9 protein-coding genes and 1 pseudogene are annotated in these 15,005 nt (G+C 72.4%); 9 read left to right on the top strand and 1 reads right to left on the bottom strand.

Annotated features, from left to right (window positions below; translation table 11 throughout):
* The first annotated feature begins 8 nt into the window (after positions 1-8).
* From cydD to holA, 6 genes and pseudogenes are all read left to right on the top strand, one after another.
* Positions 9-1,679, top strand: a complete 1,671-nt coding sequence (gene cydD, locus DEI83_RS03150) for a thiol reductant ABC exporter subunit CydD (RefSeq protein WP_111080328.1) — start codon at positions 9-11, stop codon at positions 1,677-1,679.
* On the top strand, positions 1,676-3,394 hold the full coding sequence (cydC, locus tag DEI83_RS03145; protein ID WP_111080327.1) for a thiol reductant ABC exporter subunit CydC: 1,719 nt from the start codon (positions 1,676-1,678) through the stop codon (positions 3,392-3,394). Before cydD ends, cydC begins: the two co-directional genes overlap by 4 nt.
* Before the next feature lie 50 nt (positions 3,395-3,444).
* Positions 3,445-6,006, top strand: coding sequence for a leucine--tRNA ligase (leuS, locus tag DEI83_RS03140; protein ID WP_111080326.1), 2,562 nt, complete (start codon positions 3,445-3,447; stop codon positions 6,004-6,006).
* Positions 6,007-6,097: 91 nt separating this feature from the next.
* Positions 6,098-6,865: a helix-hairpin-helix domain-containing protein gene (locus DEI83_RS03135; RefSeq protein ID WP_111080325.1), complete on the top strand. Its 768-nt coding sequence runs from the start codon at positions 6,098-6,100 to the stop codon at positions 6,863-6,865.
* A pseudogene (locus tag DEI83_RS16395) lies at positions 6,760-8,757 on the top strand (ComEC/Rec2 family competence protein); the annotation flags it as partial. The gene DEI83_RS03135 and the pseudogene DEI83_RS16395, both read left to right, overlap by 106 nt.
* 812 nt (positions 8,758-9,569) lie before the next feature.
* Positions 9,570-10,589: a DNA polymerase III subunit delta gene (gene holA / locus DEI83_RS03120; RefSeq protein ID WP_111080324.1), complete on the top strand. Its 1,020-nt coding sequence runs from the start codon at positions 9,570-9,572 to the stop codon at positions 10,587-10,589.
* Positions 10,590-10,703: 114 nt separating this feature from the next.
* Here holA and rpsT read toward each other — a convergent pair whose 3' ends face one another.
* A complete protein-coding gene (gene rpsT / locus DEI83_RS03115) occupies positions 10,704-10,964 on the bottom strand; it encodes a 30S ribosomal protein S20 (protein WP_110889633.1) in 261 nt (86 codons plus the stop codon).
* A gap of 191 nt (positions 10,965-11,155) precedes the next feature.
* Here rpsT and DEI83_RS03110 point away from each other — a divergent pair, with 191 nt between their 5' ends.
* From DEI83_RS03110 to DEI83_RS03100, 3 genes are all read left to right on the top strand, one after another.
* Positions 11,156-12,322, top strand: a complete 1,167-nt coding sequence (locus DEI83_RS03110) for a pyridoxal phosphate-dependent aminotransferase (RefSeq protein WP_111080323.1) — start codon at positions 11,156-11,158, stop codon at positions 12,320-12,322.
* 128 nt (positions 12,323-12,450) lie between these two features.
* The gene (gene lepA, locus DEI83_RS03105; protein ID WP_111080322.1) at positions 12,451-14,298 is read left to right on the top strand and encodes a translation elongation factor 4; all 1,848 of its coding nucleotides are present in this window, start codon (positions 12,451-12,453) and stop codon (positions 14,296-14,298) included.
* Entirely contained in the window at positions 14,295-14,939 is a 645-nt protein-coding gene (locus DEI83_RS03100; RefSeq protein WP_258371033.1) for a DUF1990 family protein, read from the top strand. The genes lepA and DEI83_RS03100 overlap by 4 nt, the downstream gene beginning before the upstream one ends.
* The last annotated feature ends 66 nt before the right edge of the window (positions 14,940-15,005 follow it).

Raw genomic sequence — 15,005 nt, 5'->3', positions numbered from 1 at the left:
AGGCCCGGATGAAGCCGCTCGACCCCCGTCTGCTCCGGCTGTCCCGGACGGCGCGCGGGTTCGTCCTCGCCGCCGCCGGGACCGGCGCGGTGCGGACCACCGCCACCACCGGGATCGCCTGGGGCATCGCCGCGGCGGTGACCCAGGTCGTCGACGCGGTCCGGTCAGGGCAGGTGCCCACGACGTTCGGGGGCACGCTCGCCGTCCTCGGCGCCGCCTTCCTGCTCCGGGCGGTCGCGGCGTGGGCCACGGACGACCTGGCGACGCGTGCCGGCGCCCGGGTGAAGAGCGAACTCCGCGCCGCCGTGCTCCGGCGCGCGGCCGACCGGGGGCCGGGATGGCTCGCCGGTCGGTCGAGCGCCGGGTTCGCCACGACGCTCGGGCCCGGTCTCGACGCCCTCGACGCGTACTTCGGCCGCTACCTCCCGCAGCTCGCGCTCACGGCGGTCGCGACCCCAGTCCTCCTGGTCGCGATCGCACTCGGCGACCTGACGAGCGCGATCGTCATCGTGTGCGCGATGCCCGTCATCCCGGTCTTCATGATCCTCATCGGCCTGGCGACGCAGACGCTCCAGCGCCGTCAGGCGGACGCGCTGGCGCGACTCGGCGGCGCGTTCACCGAGGCGGTCGAGGGGCTCGCGACGCTCAAGGTCTTCGGGCGGGCCCGACGGCAGGTCGGCCGGATCGGACGCGTCACGGACGAGTACCGCCGCGGGACCCTCGGGGTGCTCCGGCTGTCCTTCGTGAGCGGGTTCGCGCTCGAGCTCGCGGCCAGCCTCTCCGTCGCCCTGGTCGCGGTGTCGATCGGCATCCGGCTGGTGGACGGCTCGCTCGGCCTCGGTGCGGCGATGTTCGTGCTCGTCCTCGCGCCCGAGGCGTTCGCCCCGCTCCGACAGGTCGGTGCCGACTTCCATGCGGCGCAGGACGGGGTCGAGGCCTCGCGGACCGTGCTCGACGTGCTCGACGACCCGCAGCGGGACACGTCCGACGCCTCGGCACCAGCCGCGCGGAGCGCGGACGATGCTGCCGCCGACGCACTGGTCCTCCGGGGCCTCACCGTCCACCGTCCCGACGTCGTCGTCGGTCCGGTCGACCTGACCGCCCCGGTCGGCACCGTCGTCGCGGTGGCCGGCCCGAGCGGGTCCGGCAAGTCGAGCCTCCTCGCCGCGCTCCGTGGCGTCCTCCCGCACGACGGCACGGTCGTCGTCCCCGGCGCGGCGGGCACACCCGGGACGGAGCGCACCACCTGGGTCGACCAGCGCCCCCGCCTCGTCCGGGGCACGGTCGCCGAGAACGTCGCCCTGTCCGCGACCCCCGACGTCGAGCGCGTGCGGACCGCGCTCGGTGCGGTCGGGCTGGGACTGGAGCCGGGCCTCCCGGTCGGTTCCGGTGGCACGGGGCTGTCCGGCGGTCAGGCGCAGCGGGTCGCGGTGGCCCGCGGCCTGTACCGGGCCGCGGCCCGCCGGACCCCGCTGGTGCTCCTCGACGAGCCGACGTCCGCCCTCGACGCGGAGTCCGAGTCGCTCGTCGTCGCCGCGGCGCGCCGACTGGCGGACGACGGGGCCGTCGTCGTCGTCGCGAGCCACCGGCGTGCGGTCATCGCTGCCGCCGACGTCGTGGCGACCGTCGACCCCTCGGGTGCCGTCACGATCCGGACCGCCCGGGTGGTGTCCGCATGACGGCGACGCGCGGCAGTGCCGCCGGGACCGACCGGGAGGCCCGTCCCGGCTCCGTCCTCCGGCTCGCCATGCCCCGCGGGCGCGGCTGGGCGAAGGCGGTCGCCGCCGGCGTGCTCAGCGCGCTGTGCGGCGTTGCCCTGCTCGCCGCGAGCGGGTACCTCATCACCCGTGCAGCGGAACACCCGCCGATCCTCTACCTGACGCTCGTCATGGTCGGGGTCCGCGCCTTCGCACTCGGCCGCGCCGTCTTCCGGTACGTGGACCGCCTGGCCGGGCACGACGCGTCCTTCCGTCAACTCGCCGTCGTCCGCACCGAGATGTACCGCCGGTTGGCGTCGGTCGCCCCCGCCGGGCTCGGGTCGACCGGACGCGGCGACCTCATGACCCGGCTCGTCACCGACACCGACCGGCTGCAGGACCTGCCGATCCGCGTGGTCGGTCCGCTCGTCTCGGCCGGTGCCACCGCGCTCCTCTCGGTGGTAGCGGTCGTGTTCGTGTCCCTGCCGGCGGCCCTCGTGCTCCTCCTGGCGCTCGGCGTCGCCGCGCTCGTCGGGACGGTCGTCACGAGCGTCGTGGCGACGCGGCCCGACCAGCAGACCGCGGCGGACCGGGGGCACGTCGCCGACCTCGTGCTCGACACCGTGCGGACGCTCGACGTCTTCGCCGCGTACGGCACGCTCGAGGAGCGACTCACGCACCTCGGCCGCCTCGACGACCGGGTGACCCGTGCGGTCCGTCGGCGCGGCGCCGTCGAGTCCCTCGTCGGTGCGCTCGTGGGGCTCGTCGGCGGTGCCGCGGTCCTCGGTGTGCTCGCCGTCGGGGCCCCCACCGTGGTGGCGGGCGCCCTGGACGGTCCGCTCTGGGCCCTGGCGGTGTTCGTCCCGCTCGCGCTGTTCGAGGTCGTCGGGAGCGTCCCGCTGGCGGTCCTCACCCTCCGCCGGGTCCGTGCCGCCGCCGAGCGCGTCGAGCAGGTCGTGCCCGCCGAGCTGCCCGCCGGACTCGTGCCGGAGCCGGACCGGGCCGCGACGGCCGAGGAACTCGCCGTGCCGTCGGCCGTGACAGTCCGGGTGCGCGACCTGTCCGTCCGGTGGCCCGGCGCACCGGCGCCCGCAGTCGACGGCGTGTCGTTCGACCTGGAGCCCGGCGAGGTCGTCGTGCTGAGCGGTCCGAGCGGCGCGGGCAAGTCGACCCTCGTCGATGCACTCGTCCGGTTCGTTGACCACACCGGCGGGTACACGCTCGACGGCGTCGCGGCGCGGACCCTGCACCCGGACGCGGTCCGCGCCCGCGTCGGGCTCATCGAGCAGGACCCGTTCGTCTTCGACCAGTCGGTCCGTCAGAACCTGCTGTTCGCCCGCGAGGGCTCCACCGACGCCGAACTGCTCGACGTGCTCCACCGGGTCGGGCTCGGTGACTGGGTGGCACGACGCGGGGGACTCGACGCCAGCGTCGGGGAGCGCGGGTCGCTCGTGTCCGGCGGGCAGGCGCACCGGCTGGCGCTGGCCCGGGCGCTCCTCCACGCGTTCCCGGTCCTCGTGCTCGACGAACCGACCGCCGACATCGACCCCGACCTCGGCGACGCCGTGCTCCGCGACCTGGTCACGACCGTCCGGGCCGCGGGCCGCACGCTGCTCGTCGTGTCCCACGTGCCGGTTCCGGCCGACCTGGTCGACCGCACCCTGCGGATGGCGGACGGACGCCTGCTCGCGCGGTGAGCCGATGCGCGGACGCGGGGAGAGCCTCCCGGCTTGTATCGTTGACGACCGTGACCATCGAGCAGCACGTCGAGGACCCGCACACCTACGACTTCCGGCGCATCCAGCAGAAGTGGCAGGCACGGTGGGAAGAGCTCGGCCTCTTCACCGCCGACCCCGACGACAAGCGCCCGCGCAAGTACATCCTCGAGATGTTCCCGTACCCGTCCGGTGACCTGCACATGGGGCACGCCGAGAACTGGGCGCTCGGCGACTTCGTGGCGCGGTACTGGCGCCAGCAGGGCTTCAACGTGCTGCACCCGATCGGCTGGGACTCCTTCGGCCTGCCCGCCGAGAACGCCGCCATCAAGCGCGGCGTCGACCCGAAGGACTGGACCTACGCGAACATCGCGCAGCAGAAGGCGTCCTTCAAGCGGTACGCGCCGTCGTTCGACTGGTCGACCGAGATCCACACCTCGGACCCCGAGTACTACAAGTGGAACCAGTGGCTGTTCCTCAAGATGTACGAGAAGGGCCTGGCGTACCGGAAGGACAGCTGGGTCAACTGGGACCCGGTGGACCAGACCGTCCTCGCCAACGAGCAGGTCCTGCCCGACGGCACCTCGGACCGCTCCGGTGCCGTCGTCGTCAAGAAGAAGCTGACGCAGTGGTACTTCAAGATCACCGACTACGCGGACCGCCTGCTCGACGACCTCAACCAGCTCGAGGGCCGGTGGCCGTCGAAGGTCATCGCGATGCAGCGCAACTGGATCGGGCGCTCGGTCGGTGCCGACGTCGACTTCCTCATTGAGGGGCGGAACGAGCCCGTCACGGTGTTCACCACGCGTCCCGACACGATCCACGGCGTGACCTTCCTGGTCGTCGCACCCGACTCGGACCTCGCCGCGGAGCTCGTCGCGGACCCCTCGGTCGACGACGCCACCCGTGGCGCGTTCCAGGAGTACCTGGTCGCCACGCAGAAGGCGTCGGACATCGACCGCCAGAACGCGGACCGACCGAAGACGGGTGTGCCGCTCGGTCGTTCGGCGATCCACCCGCTGACCGGGGAACGCCTGCCGCTGTGGGCCGCCGACTACGTCCTCGCCGACTACGGTCACGGCGCCGTGATGGCCGTCCCGGCGCACGACCAGCGCGACCTCGACTTCGCCCGCGCCTTCGACCTGCCGGTCAAGGTCGTCGTCGACACGAACGCCGCCGTGACCGGAGCGATCCCGGTCATCCCGGAGGGTGCGACGCTCGACGACTTCGACGTCCCCACGCTCGACCCGGTCGCCACCGGGGAGGCCCTGACCGGTGCCGGTCGGATGATCAACTCCGGGCCGCTCGACGGCATGAGCAAGCAGCACGCCATCACTGCGGCGATCAGCCTGCTCGAGGAGCGCGGCACCGGTCGCGCCGCGAAGACGTACCGCCTGCGCGACTGGCTCATCTCCCGCCAGCGCTTCTGGGGCACCCCGATCCCGATCATCCACGGTGAGGACGGCTCCCAGTACCCGGTGCCCGAGGACCAGCTGCCCGTGGTCCTGCCCGACACCGAGGGGCTCGACCTCAAGCCGAAGGGCACCTCGCCCCTCGGTGGCGCGACCGACTGGGTCAACGTGCCGAACCCGGTGGATGGCAGCCCCGCCCGCCGCGACCCGGACACGATGGACACGTTCGTCGACTCGTCGTGGTACTTCCTGCGCTTCCTGTCCCCGCAGGACGAGACGCAGGCGTTTGACCCGGCTCTCGTCAACAAGTGGGCCCCGGTCGACCAGTACATCGGCGGCGTCGAGCACGCGATCCTGCACCTGCTCTACGCACGCTTCGTCACGAAGGTGCTCTTCGACCTCGGGTACCTCGACTTCACGGAGCCGTTCTCGGCGCTGCTCAACCAGGGCATGGTGCTGTCCGGCGGCTCGAAGATGTCGAAGTCGAAGGGCGGCGTCTCGCTCGGCGACGAGCTCGACGCGCACGGTGTCGACGCGATCCGTCTCGTGATGGGCTTCGCCGGACCGCCGGAGGACGACATCAACTGGGAGGACGTCTCGCCGGCGGCCTCGGCTCGGTTCCTGGCCCGCGCCTACCGGATCGCCGTCGACGTCACCTCGACGCCCGACGCCGTGTGGTCCACCGGTGACCGTGGCGTCCGACAGGCGACCCACCGCTTCCTGTCCGACGCCCCGGGCCTGATGGAGTCGTTCAAGTTCAACGTCGTGATCGCGCGGCTCATGGACCTGGTGAACGTCACCCGCAAGGCGATCGACAGCGGGCCCGGTGCCGCCGACCCGGCCGTGCGCGAGGCCGCCGAGACCATCGCCCTGGGCCTCAGCGTCTTCGCGCCGTACACCGGTGAGGAGATGTGGCAGACGCTCGGCTACGACTCCCCGGTCGCGACGTTCGGGTGGCGGAAGGCCGACCCGATGCTGCTCGTGCAGGAGACCCTGACCGCCGTCGTGCAGGTCAACGGCAAGGTGCGCGACTCGTTCGAGGTGTCGAAGTCGATCGAGGCCGACGAGCTCGAGCAGCTCGCCCGGACCTCGGCAGCGGTGCAGCGATACATCGGGGACCGCGAGATCGTGAAGGTCATCGTGCGGGCGCCGAAGCTCGTCAACATCGCCATCAAGGGGTAACGCCCCTCCACAGCACCGGTACGGCTGACGCCGTCCACAGGGGTGTCGCTACGGAGCCCGGTCGGGAGACCGGGCTCCGTAGCGTTCCGGCATGTCCCGCTTCGTGCTCACTCCCCGCGCCGCCCTGGTGCTCGTCGGCATCGTGCTGGTGCTCGCGCTCGGGGTCGTCCTGGCCGGATCGTGGACGGGTGACGGCGGAGGAGCGTCGGCCGACGGGGTCACGGTCGTCTCCGGAGCGCCGACGGTGGCGGGTGGGGGCGAGCCGTCGAGGCGCTCCCTGTCGCCTCCGGCCACCGGTGGGTCCTCACCGGTGGCCGGGCTGTCCGGCGCCCCCTCCGGCTCGCCGTCGCGGGCGCCCGCCGTGGCCGTGGTGTACGTCGTCGGGGCCGTCGGCCGGGCGGGAGTCGTCACGGTGCCGCCGGATGCACGGGTCTCGGACGCGCTGACGGCGGCCGGGGGAGCGTCGGCGGACGCGGACCTCTCCCGGCTCAACCTGGCGCGGCCCGTCGTCGACGGGGAGCGACTGTACGTGCCGCGGGCCGGGGAGACCGAGATCCCCGCCGAGATCCCGGCGGGTGGTGGCGGGGGTGCGGGCGTCGGCCCTGGTGGCAGCGGGGCCGCGCCGGGAGACGGTGGGGCCGGGGTCGCGGGAGCCGGCGGTGCTCCGGCGGTCGTCGACCTCAACGTCGCCGACGCCACTGCCCTCGAGACGTTGCCCGGCATCGGGCCCGCGCTGGCCGAGCGGATCCTCGCGTGGCGGGAGGAGCACGGTGGGTTCCGTTCGGTGGAGGACCTGCTCGAGGTCAGCGGCATCGGGGAAGGCCGGTTCGCCGAGTTGCAGGACCGGGTGCGGGTGTGAGCGCGGAGACGTCGACCGGTGCCGGTCTCGCTCGCGGCGGTCCGCCGCGGACCTCCGTGGCGGACCTGCGACTGGCCGGCCCGGTCGCGGTGACGTGGATCGTGGTGGTGGTGCTCGTCGGGGTGCCGCAGGTGGGGGTGGTGGTCACCGCAGTCGCGACTGCCGTGGCGGGGCTGGTGTTCGGCGCGCTCCTGTTCGGGAGTGGTCCGTCCGGGACCGGTCCGGTCGGGGACGGCCGGTACCGAGCGGGCTGGCTCCGTCCCGCTCGCGCGGTCCCCGTCGACGCCGTGCTCGGCACCGCCGCGCTCGTGCTCACCACGGCCCTCCTGGTCGCCCTGGCGGCCGGTGCGGTCGCTGTCGGCCAGGGCGCCCGGGCTCCCGCGATCGTGCTCGACGCGACCGACCACAGGGTGGAGGCCCGTGTCCGGCTCGACCGCGACCTCGCCGCCGACGACCGGTCCGTGGTCGGCACGCTCGAGACGGTCGTGGTGCGCGCCGAGTTGCACACGGGTCTGCGCGTGCCGGTCCGGCTCGTCCCGCCGGCCGACGAGCCGCGCGGGTCCGTGGTGCCGGCCGGAGCACTCGTGACCGTCCGGGGTCGGCTCCAGGCGGACGATCCCGGTGCACCGACGTCCGTCGTCGTCTTCGCCCAAGGTCCGATCGAGACCACGGCGGGTCCGACGGGTGTCCTCGGCGTCAGTGCCGTCGCGCGGGCGGCCTTCGTGACGGTCACCACGGGCCTCCCGGAGCCGGGCGGCGCGCTCCTCCGCGGGCTCGCGATCGGTGACCGGTCCGGGCTGGACCCGGAGACCGAGCAGGCGATGGAGACGTCGGCGCTGACGCACCTGACGGCGGTCTCCGGCTCGAACTGCGCGGTCGTCGTCGCCCTGGTGGTCCTGCTCGGCCGTGCGCTGGGCGTCCCGCGGATCGTGCGGGCCACAGTCGCGGTCGCGGTGCTGCTCGGCTTCGTCGTCCTGGTCCGCCCCGACCCGTCGATCACCCGGGCTGCCGTGATGGCCGTGGTGGTCCTCGTCGTGCACCTGACCGGACGGCCGGTGCGCGGCGTGCCGCTCATCGCGATCGCGGTCCTCGGCATGCTCGTGGTCGACCCGTGGGTCGCCCGCTCGTTCGCGTTCGCGCTCTCGGTCCTGGCGACGACCGGCATCGTGGTCCTCGCCCCGCCGCTCACCGACCTGCTCGCCCGTCGGACCTGGCCCCCGGTCGCGGCAGCCGTGTCGGTGCCGGTCGCGGCGCAGATCGCGTGCTGGCCGGTCACCATCCCGTTGTCGCCGACGGTGCCGACCTACGCGGTGCCGGCGAACCTGCTCGCGGAGTTCCTGGCCCCGGTCGCCACCGTCGTCGGCCTCGGCGCATGTCTGCTCGCACCGCTGTGGCCCGCCGGCGCGGGGGTGCTCGCGGGCGTGGGATGGGTCCCGGCAGCGGCCATCGGAGCCGTCGCCCACGGGGCGGCCGCGCTGCCGGTGGCATCGGTGCCGTGGCCGTCCGGCACGGGCGGGATCGTCGGCGCCGCCGCGGTGAGTGTCGCGCTGGCGGTGGGGGTGCTCGCGCCGGGTCGGGTCCGCCGCAGCCTGTTCGTCCTGGCAGCCGTCATCGCTGCGGTCGGCGTCGGTTCGGTCGCGGTGCCCGAGGTCCTGGTGCGCGGCAGCGTGCCGACGGGGTGGACGATCGCGATGTGTGACGTCGGGCAGGGGGACGCCACCGTGCTCCGGAGTGCCGGCCGGACGGCGCTCGTCGACACCGGGGACGATCCCGGACGGCTCCGGGACTGCCTCGCGCTGCTCGGCGTGGACCACCTCGACCTGCTCGTCCTGACGCACTTCGACCGCGACCACGTCGGTGCCGTGGCCGAGGTCTCCCGCCAGGTCGACACCGCCCTCGTCGGACCCGTCGGCAGGCCCGCGGACGCCCGCGTCGTGTCCGATCTGCGGGCGGCGCAGGTCGACGTCCGCCAGGCTGCCGACGGGACCAGCGGGCTGCTCGGCGAGCTCGGGTGGCGCGTGCTGTGGCCGCCGAGCGGGGACGAGCGCGCCGGCAACGCGGCGAGCATCGTCCTCCGGGTCGACCCGGCGCCGGGAGAGCCCTGCCCCGGGTGCCTCAGCACGGTGCTGCTCGGCGACCTGGGCGAGGACGCGCAACGCCGACTCCTCCGGACCGCGGCGCCGGACGCGCTCGCGCCGGTCGACGTGGTCAAGGTCGCGCACCACGGATCCGCCGACCAGGACCCGGAGCTGTACCGCGTGCTCGCTGCCCGCGTCGGCCTGATCGGGGTCGGGGCGGACAACGACTACGGGCACCCGACGGAACGGGCGCTGGAGATGCTCGTGGCGGCCGGCACCACTCCGTACCGGACGGACCGGTCGGGCACGATCGTCATCCGGGGCGGCGAGCCTCCGGACAGGGGCGCCGGCGACGATGCCGATGACGGGGCAGTCGGGGGAGACGCCGGCGGCCCGGCCGAGGCGACGGGTCTTCGCCCGCTCGAGGTGTGGACGGAACGTCACGATCACGACACAGGTTCCGGCCAGAGCATGTCCGGCACCAGCAGCAAGCCCGCAGCCCTGGTCGCCGTCGTCGGCCGGGCTCGTCGGCTGTCGCCCGTAGGATCGAGGCGACCTCGACCGTTCCTGCCGACTGTGCAGCGGAAGGGCCGGCGTCGCCACCCAGCACCACCGGAAGGACCCGCATGCCCGCCAAGAAGCCCGCGCGCGCCGCAGCGAAGATCGACCAGGTCCCGTGGTCGGCGATCCGGCCGGCACCGGTCGTCCTGGTCACGGGTGCGGAGACGTTCCTCGCCGAACGGTCGATCGGCATGCTCCGGGACCTGCTCGTCGGCGAGGACCCGGCGCTCGAGGTGCACGACCTCGAAGCCGACCAGTACGCGCCCGGCCTGCTGGCCACGCTGGCGAGCCCGTCGCTGTTCGGTGAACCCCGGCTCGTGCGCGTCACGAACGTCGAGAAGTGCACGGACGCCTTCATCACCGAGAGCATCTCGTACCTGCAGGCCCCGGCGGACGACGTCACCCTGGTGCTCCGACACGGTGGGGGAGTCCGGGGCAAGAAGCTCCTCGACACCGTCCGCAGCGGGGTCGGTGGCGGCATCGAGGTCCAGTGCGACGAGATTAAGCGCGACACCGACCGGATCGACTTCGTCAACGCGGAGTTCCGCGCCGCCCGCCGGAAGATCGCACCCTCGGCCGTCCGCACCCTGGTCGCCGCGTTCGCCGACGACCTCGCCGAACTCGCCGCTGCATGTCGCCAGCTCCTCGCGGACGAGGCCGACGAGATCACCGACCGCACCGTCGACAAGTACTACGGCGGCCGGGTCGAGACGAACGCGTTCAAGGTGGCCGACATCGCCCTCGCCGGTCGTTCCGCTCCGGCGATCGTCGAACTGCGGCACGCCCTCGCGACCGGTGAGGCCCCGGTCCCGATCGTCGCCGCCTTCGCGAGCAAGATCCGCACGATGGCGAAGGTGAGTTCCTACCGCGGGTCGAGCGGGCAGGCCGCTTCCGCCCTCGGTCTGGCGCCGTGGCAGGTGCAACGTGCCCAGCGCGACGTCGCCGGGTGGAGTGAAGCCGGTCTCGCGAACGCCATCATGAGCATCGCAGCGGCCGATGCGGCCGTGAAGGGCGGTTTCCGCGACGCCCACTTCGCGCTGGAGCTGATGGTCCGTACCATCGCCCGACGCGGCGAGGAGCGTTGACGGGGACCGAGCCTCCCGGCCGTGCCGACAGCGAGCCTCACAGCCGTGGCGACCCCCGGGAACGACGAAGGCCCCGCACCACCGGTGCGGGGCCTTCGTCGTCAGCGACTCAGATCAGAGCGCGGAGACCTTCTTCGCGATGGCCGACTTGCGGTTCGCGGCCTGGTTCTTGTGGATGACACCCTTGCTCACGGCCTTGTCGAGCTTCTTCGCGGCGAGCGACAGGGCGGCGACGGCCTTGTCCTTGTCGCCCGAGGCGATGGCCTCGTTCGTGTGACGGATGTACGTCTTCAGCTCCGACTTGTACGCCTTGTTGCGGTCGGTGGCCTTCTGGTTGGTCTTGATGCGCTTGAGCTGCGACTTGATGTTCGCCATGCGTGTTGCTCCTGGTTTCGTCTCGGACGGGTGGTTGCGATCCCGGGTAGAGGGGCCCTTCGTCGCATCGCGTTCCACCCGTGGGCGACGGAACGCGTAAGCCAGCGACAAACGTTACCAGGCCGACCCGTCCCGACCAAAGCCCGACACGGTCCGCGTGGCGCCACGAGCGGAGCGGATACGGTGTCGACATGCCGTCCCTCGCACCCCGCATCGACACCGTCCCGCCGTCGGGCATCCGCCGGGTGTTCGAGCAGGCTGCGCTCCTCGACGACGTCACCATGCTCGTCATCGGTGAGCCGGACGTCCCGGTCGCGAAGCACATCGGTGACGCCGCGCGCCGCGCCTGGGCCGAGGACCGCACCGACTACGGCCCGAACGGCGGCATCCCGCAGCTGCGGCAGGCGATCCAGGACAAGCTGCGGCGCGAGAACCGGATGGAGGTCGACCTCGAGCAGGTGTGGGTCACGGTCGGCGCCACGCAGGCGCTGTTCACCGCGATGACGCTCGTGCTCTCGCCCGGCGACGAGGTGCTGGTGCCCGACCCCGGCTACACGACCTTCACGATGAACGCGCACATCATCGGCGCGGACCCGGTGCCCTACCAGCTGTCCCCGGCGCACGGGTTCGAGCCGGACCTGGCGGCCCTCGAGGCGCGGATCACCGACCGCACGCGCGCCATCGTCGTCAACTCGCCGTCCAACCCCCTCGGCTCCGTCTTCGGCGAGCAGACACTGCGGGACCTGCTGGCACTGGCGAAGCGGCACGACCTGTGGGTGATCAGCGACGAGGTCTACGAGTACTTCACCTACGGCACCCGGCACGTCAGCCTGGCCTCGCTCGACGAGGACGACCGGGTGTTCTCGGCCTTCTCGCTGAGCAAGACGTACGCGATGACGGGTGTGCGGGTCGGGTACCTGGTGACGCCGAAGGGCCTCGGCCCGACGATGCGCACCGTGCAGGAGTCGATCATCAGCTGCGTGGCGGAGCCCGACCAGTGGGCTGCGCTGGCGGCGATCGTGGGCGACCACTCGCCCGTGCAGGACGCCCGTGAGCACTACCGCCGGAACCTCGAGATCGCGACCGGGGTGCTCGATGCCGCCGGCATCCGGTACAACGACCCGAAGGGCGCGTTCTACCTCTGGATCGACGTGTCGCACGCGACCGACGGCGACGTGGCCGAGTGGGCGCTCGCCTTCCTGCAGCGCGAACGGGTGGCGGTCGCGCCGGGCAGCGCGTTCGGCCGCACCGGCGAGGGGTGGATCCGCGTGTGCCTGGCGGCCACGGCCGAGGACCTCCGCCGTGGGCTCGGCGCCCTGCCCGTCCCGACCGTCGGAGCGCACGCGACCGACGTCTGAGCAGCGTCGTCGCGGGGACGCGCCGGCCCGACCGGTGTCGGGTGCCGGTCGGCGCCTCCCGTCCGTGCGCGCCGCCGAGGCGCGAGCATGGGACAATCGACGAACCGTCCGACCCACCCCGAGGAACCGTGAGCCCACAAGCATCTGCGCCGCTCGAGCCCGCCTCGACGCCGGCCGCCGCGATCCGCAACTTCTGCATCATCGCGCACATCGACCACGGCAAGTCCACGCTGGCCGACCGCATGCTGTCGATCACCGGCATCGTCGAGGACCGGGCGATGCGTGCGCAGTACCTCGACCGGATGGACATCGAGCGCGAACGCGGCATCACGATCAAGTCGCAGGCCGTGCGCATGCCGTGGGAGCTCGACGGCGAGACCTTCGCGCTGAACATGATCGACACGCCGGGGCACGTCGACTTCTCGTACGAGGTCTCGCGGTCCCTCGCGGCGTGCGAGGGCGCGATCCTCCTCGTGGACGCGGCGCAGGGCATCGAGGCCCAGACGCTCGCGAACCTGTACTTGGCGCTCGAGAACGACCTCGAGATCATCCCGGTCCTCAACAAGATCGACCTGCCGGCCGCCGAGCCTGAGAAGTACGCGGCCGAGCTGGCGCAGCTCATCGGCGGCGAGCCGGAGGACGTCCTCCGGGTGTCCGGCAAGACCGGCGAAGGTGTCGCGGAGCTGCTCGACCGGGTGGTCCGGACGGTGCCGGCCCCGGTCGGGACCGTCGATGCCGCACCCCGCGCGATGATCTTCGACTCCGTCTACGACAGCTACCGCGGTGTCGTGACCTACGTGCGCATGATCGACGGCTCGATCAAGCCGCGCGAGAAGGTCCAGATGATGTCGACCAGGTCGACGCACGAGATCCTCGAGATCGGGGTGTCGAGCCCCGAGCCGAGCCCGACGAAGGGCCTGTCGGTCGGCGAGGTCGGGTACCTCATCACGGGCGTGAAGGACGTGCGCCAGTCCAAGGTCGGCGACACCGTGACGAGCGCGCAGCGTCCCGCGACGGACGCCCTGGCCGGGTACACCGACCCGAAGCCGATGGTGTTCTCTGGCCTGTACCCGATCGACGGCAGCGACTACCCGGTCCTCCGCGAAGCGCTCGACAAGCTCAAGCTGTCCGACGCCGCCCTGGTGTACGAGCCGGAGACCTCGGTGGCGCTCGGCTTCGGCTTCCGCTGCGGGTTCCTCGGCCTGCTGCACCTCGAGATCATCACCGAGCGCCTGCGTCGTGAGTTCGACCTCGACCTCATCACCACCGCGCCGAGCGTGGTCTACGAGGTCACGACCGAGGACAACACCGTCACCGAGGTCACGAACCCGTCCGAGTTCCCGACGGGGCGCATCGTCGAGGTCCGCGAACCGATGGTGCGCGCGGCGATCCTCGCGCCGAAGGACTACGTCGGCGCGATCATGGAGCTCTGCCAGCAGCGCCGTGGCTCCCTGCTCGGCATGGAGTACCTCGGCGAGGACCGTGTCGAGATCCGCTACGAGATCCCGCTCGGCGAGATCGTCTTCGACTTCTTCGACCAGCTGAAGAGCAAGACGCAGGGGTACGCGAGTCTCGACTACGAGCCCACCGGTGACCAGGCCGCCGACCTCGTCAAGGTCGACATCCTGCTGCAGGGCGACCAGGTCGACGCGTTCAGCGCGATCGTGCACCGCGAGAAGGCCTACGCGTACGGCACGCTCATGACCGAGCGCCTGCGGAAACTCATCCCGCGTCAGCAGTTCGAGGTGCCGATCCAGGCCGCGATCGGTGCCCGCATCATCGCCCGCGAGAGCATCCGCGCGATGCGCAAGGACGTCCTCGCGAAGTGCTACGGCGGCGACATCACCCGCAAGCGCAAGCTCCTCGAGAAGCAGAAGGAGGGCAAGAAGCGCATGAAGACCATCGGCCGGGTCGAGGTCCCGCAGGAGGCCTTCATCGCAGCGCTCTCCGGCGACGTGGAAGAGAAGAAGAAGTGAGCCGCGGCCAGCACCGGACGGCGCTGACGTACGGCGCGGTCGGCGCCACGCAGGCCTCCGACCTCATGACCTACCCGCCGGAGGGCTTCACCCCGGCGGAGTCCCGCGCCCGCATCGGACACGGTGACCAGCGCTTCGAGACCGCGGTCATGCAGGCGATGACATGGCAGATCCAGGAGCGCAGCGGCATGGGCGTCCGGGTCGAGGACATGCCCGAGGACGACGAGGTCCGCTACAACCCCGTCACCTTCGACGAGCAGGGCGTCCCCATCGCTCCGGCCTCGATCGGCACCCCGCGGGTGGAGAAGACCACGCCGGACGGCACGCCGCTGCTGACCGCGGGCACGACGGCGACGCTGACGATGCACGCCTTCGGGCAGACGGTGCAGGCACCGGTCCGCGTCGTGGCGATCATCGACGAGCGTGACCGCAAGGGTTTCGCCTACGGCACGCTCGAGGGGCACCCGCTGTCGGGCGAGGAGTCCTTCGTGGTCGAGCGCACGTCGGACGGCTCGGTCTGGTTGCAGGTCCGGCAGTTCTCCCAGCCGGCGAGTCGCAAGTGGCGCTTCGTGGCGCCGTTGCTGCGTCGTCAGCAGCGCGTGATGGCCGAGAAGTACCTGGCCGCGCTCCGCGGCGACTGACCGGGCGGGACCGCCAGCTCCGGCGACACCGGCAGACCCGGCCGCATCAGGCCGCATCCGGCCGGA

The organism is Curtobacterium sp. MCBD17_021 (assembly GCF_003234525.1).
GTDB lineage: Bacteria > Actinomycetota > Actinomycetes > Actinomycetales > Microbacteriaceae > Curtobacterium.
The sequence above is the reverse complement of the archived record's forward strand: the minus strand, read 5'-3'. Positions and strand labels throughout refer to the sequence as shown.

Coding starts and splice junctions, on each gene's coding strand:
- cydD (WP_111080328.1), top strand. CDS start 9: ATGAAGCCGCTCGACCCCCGTCTGCTCCGGCTGTCCCGGACGGCGCGC.
- cydC (WP_111080327.1), top strand. CDS start 1,676: ATGACGGCGACGCGCGGCAGTGCCGCCGGGACCGACCGGGAGGCCCGT.
- DEI83_RS03135 (WP_111080325.1), top strand. CDS start 6,098: ATGTCCCGCTTCGTGCTCACTCCCCGCGCCGCCCTGGTGCTCGTCGGC.
- holA (WP_111080324.1), top strand. CDS start 9,570: ATGCCCGCCAAGAAGCCCGCGCGCGCCGCAGCGAAGATCGACCAGGTC.
- rpsT (WP_110889633.1), bottom strand. CDS start 10,964: ATGGCGAACATCAAGTCGCAGCTCAAGCGCATCAAGACCAACCAGAAG.
- DEI83_RS03110 (WP_111080323.1), top strand. CDS start 11,156: ATGCCGTCCCTCGCACCCCGCATCGACACCGTCCCGCCGTCGGGCATC.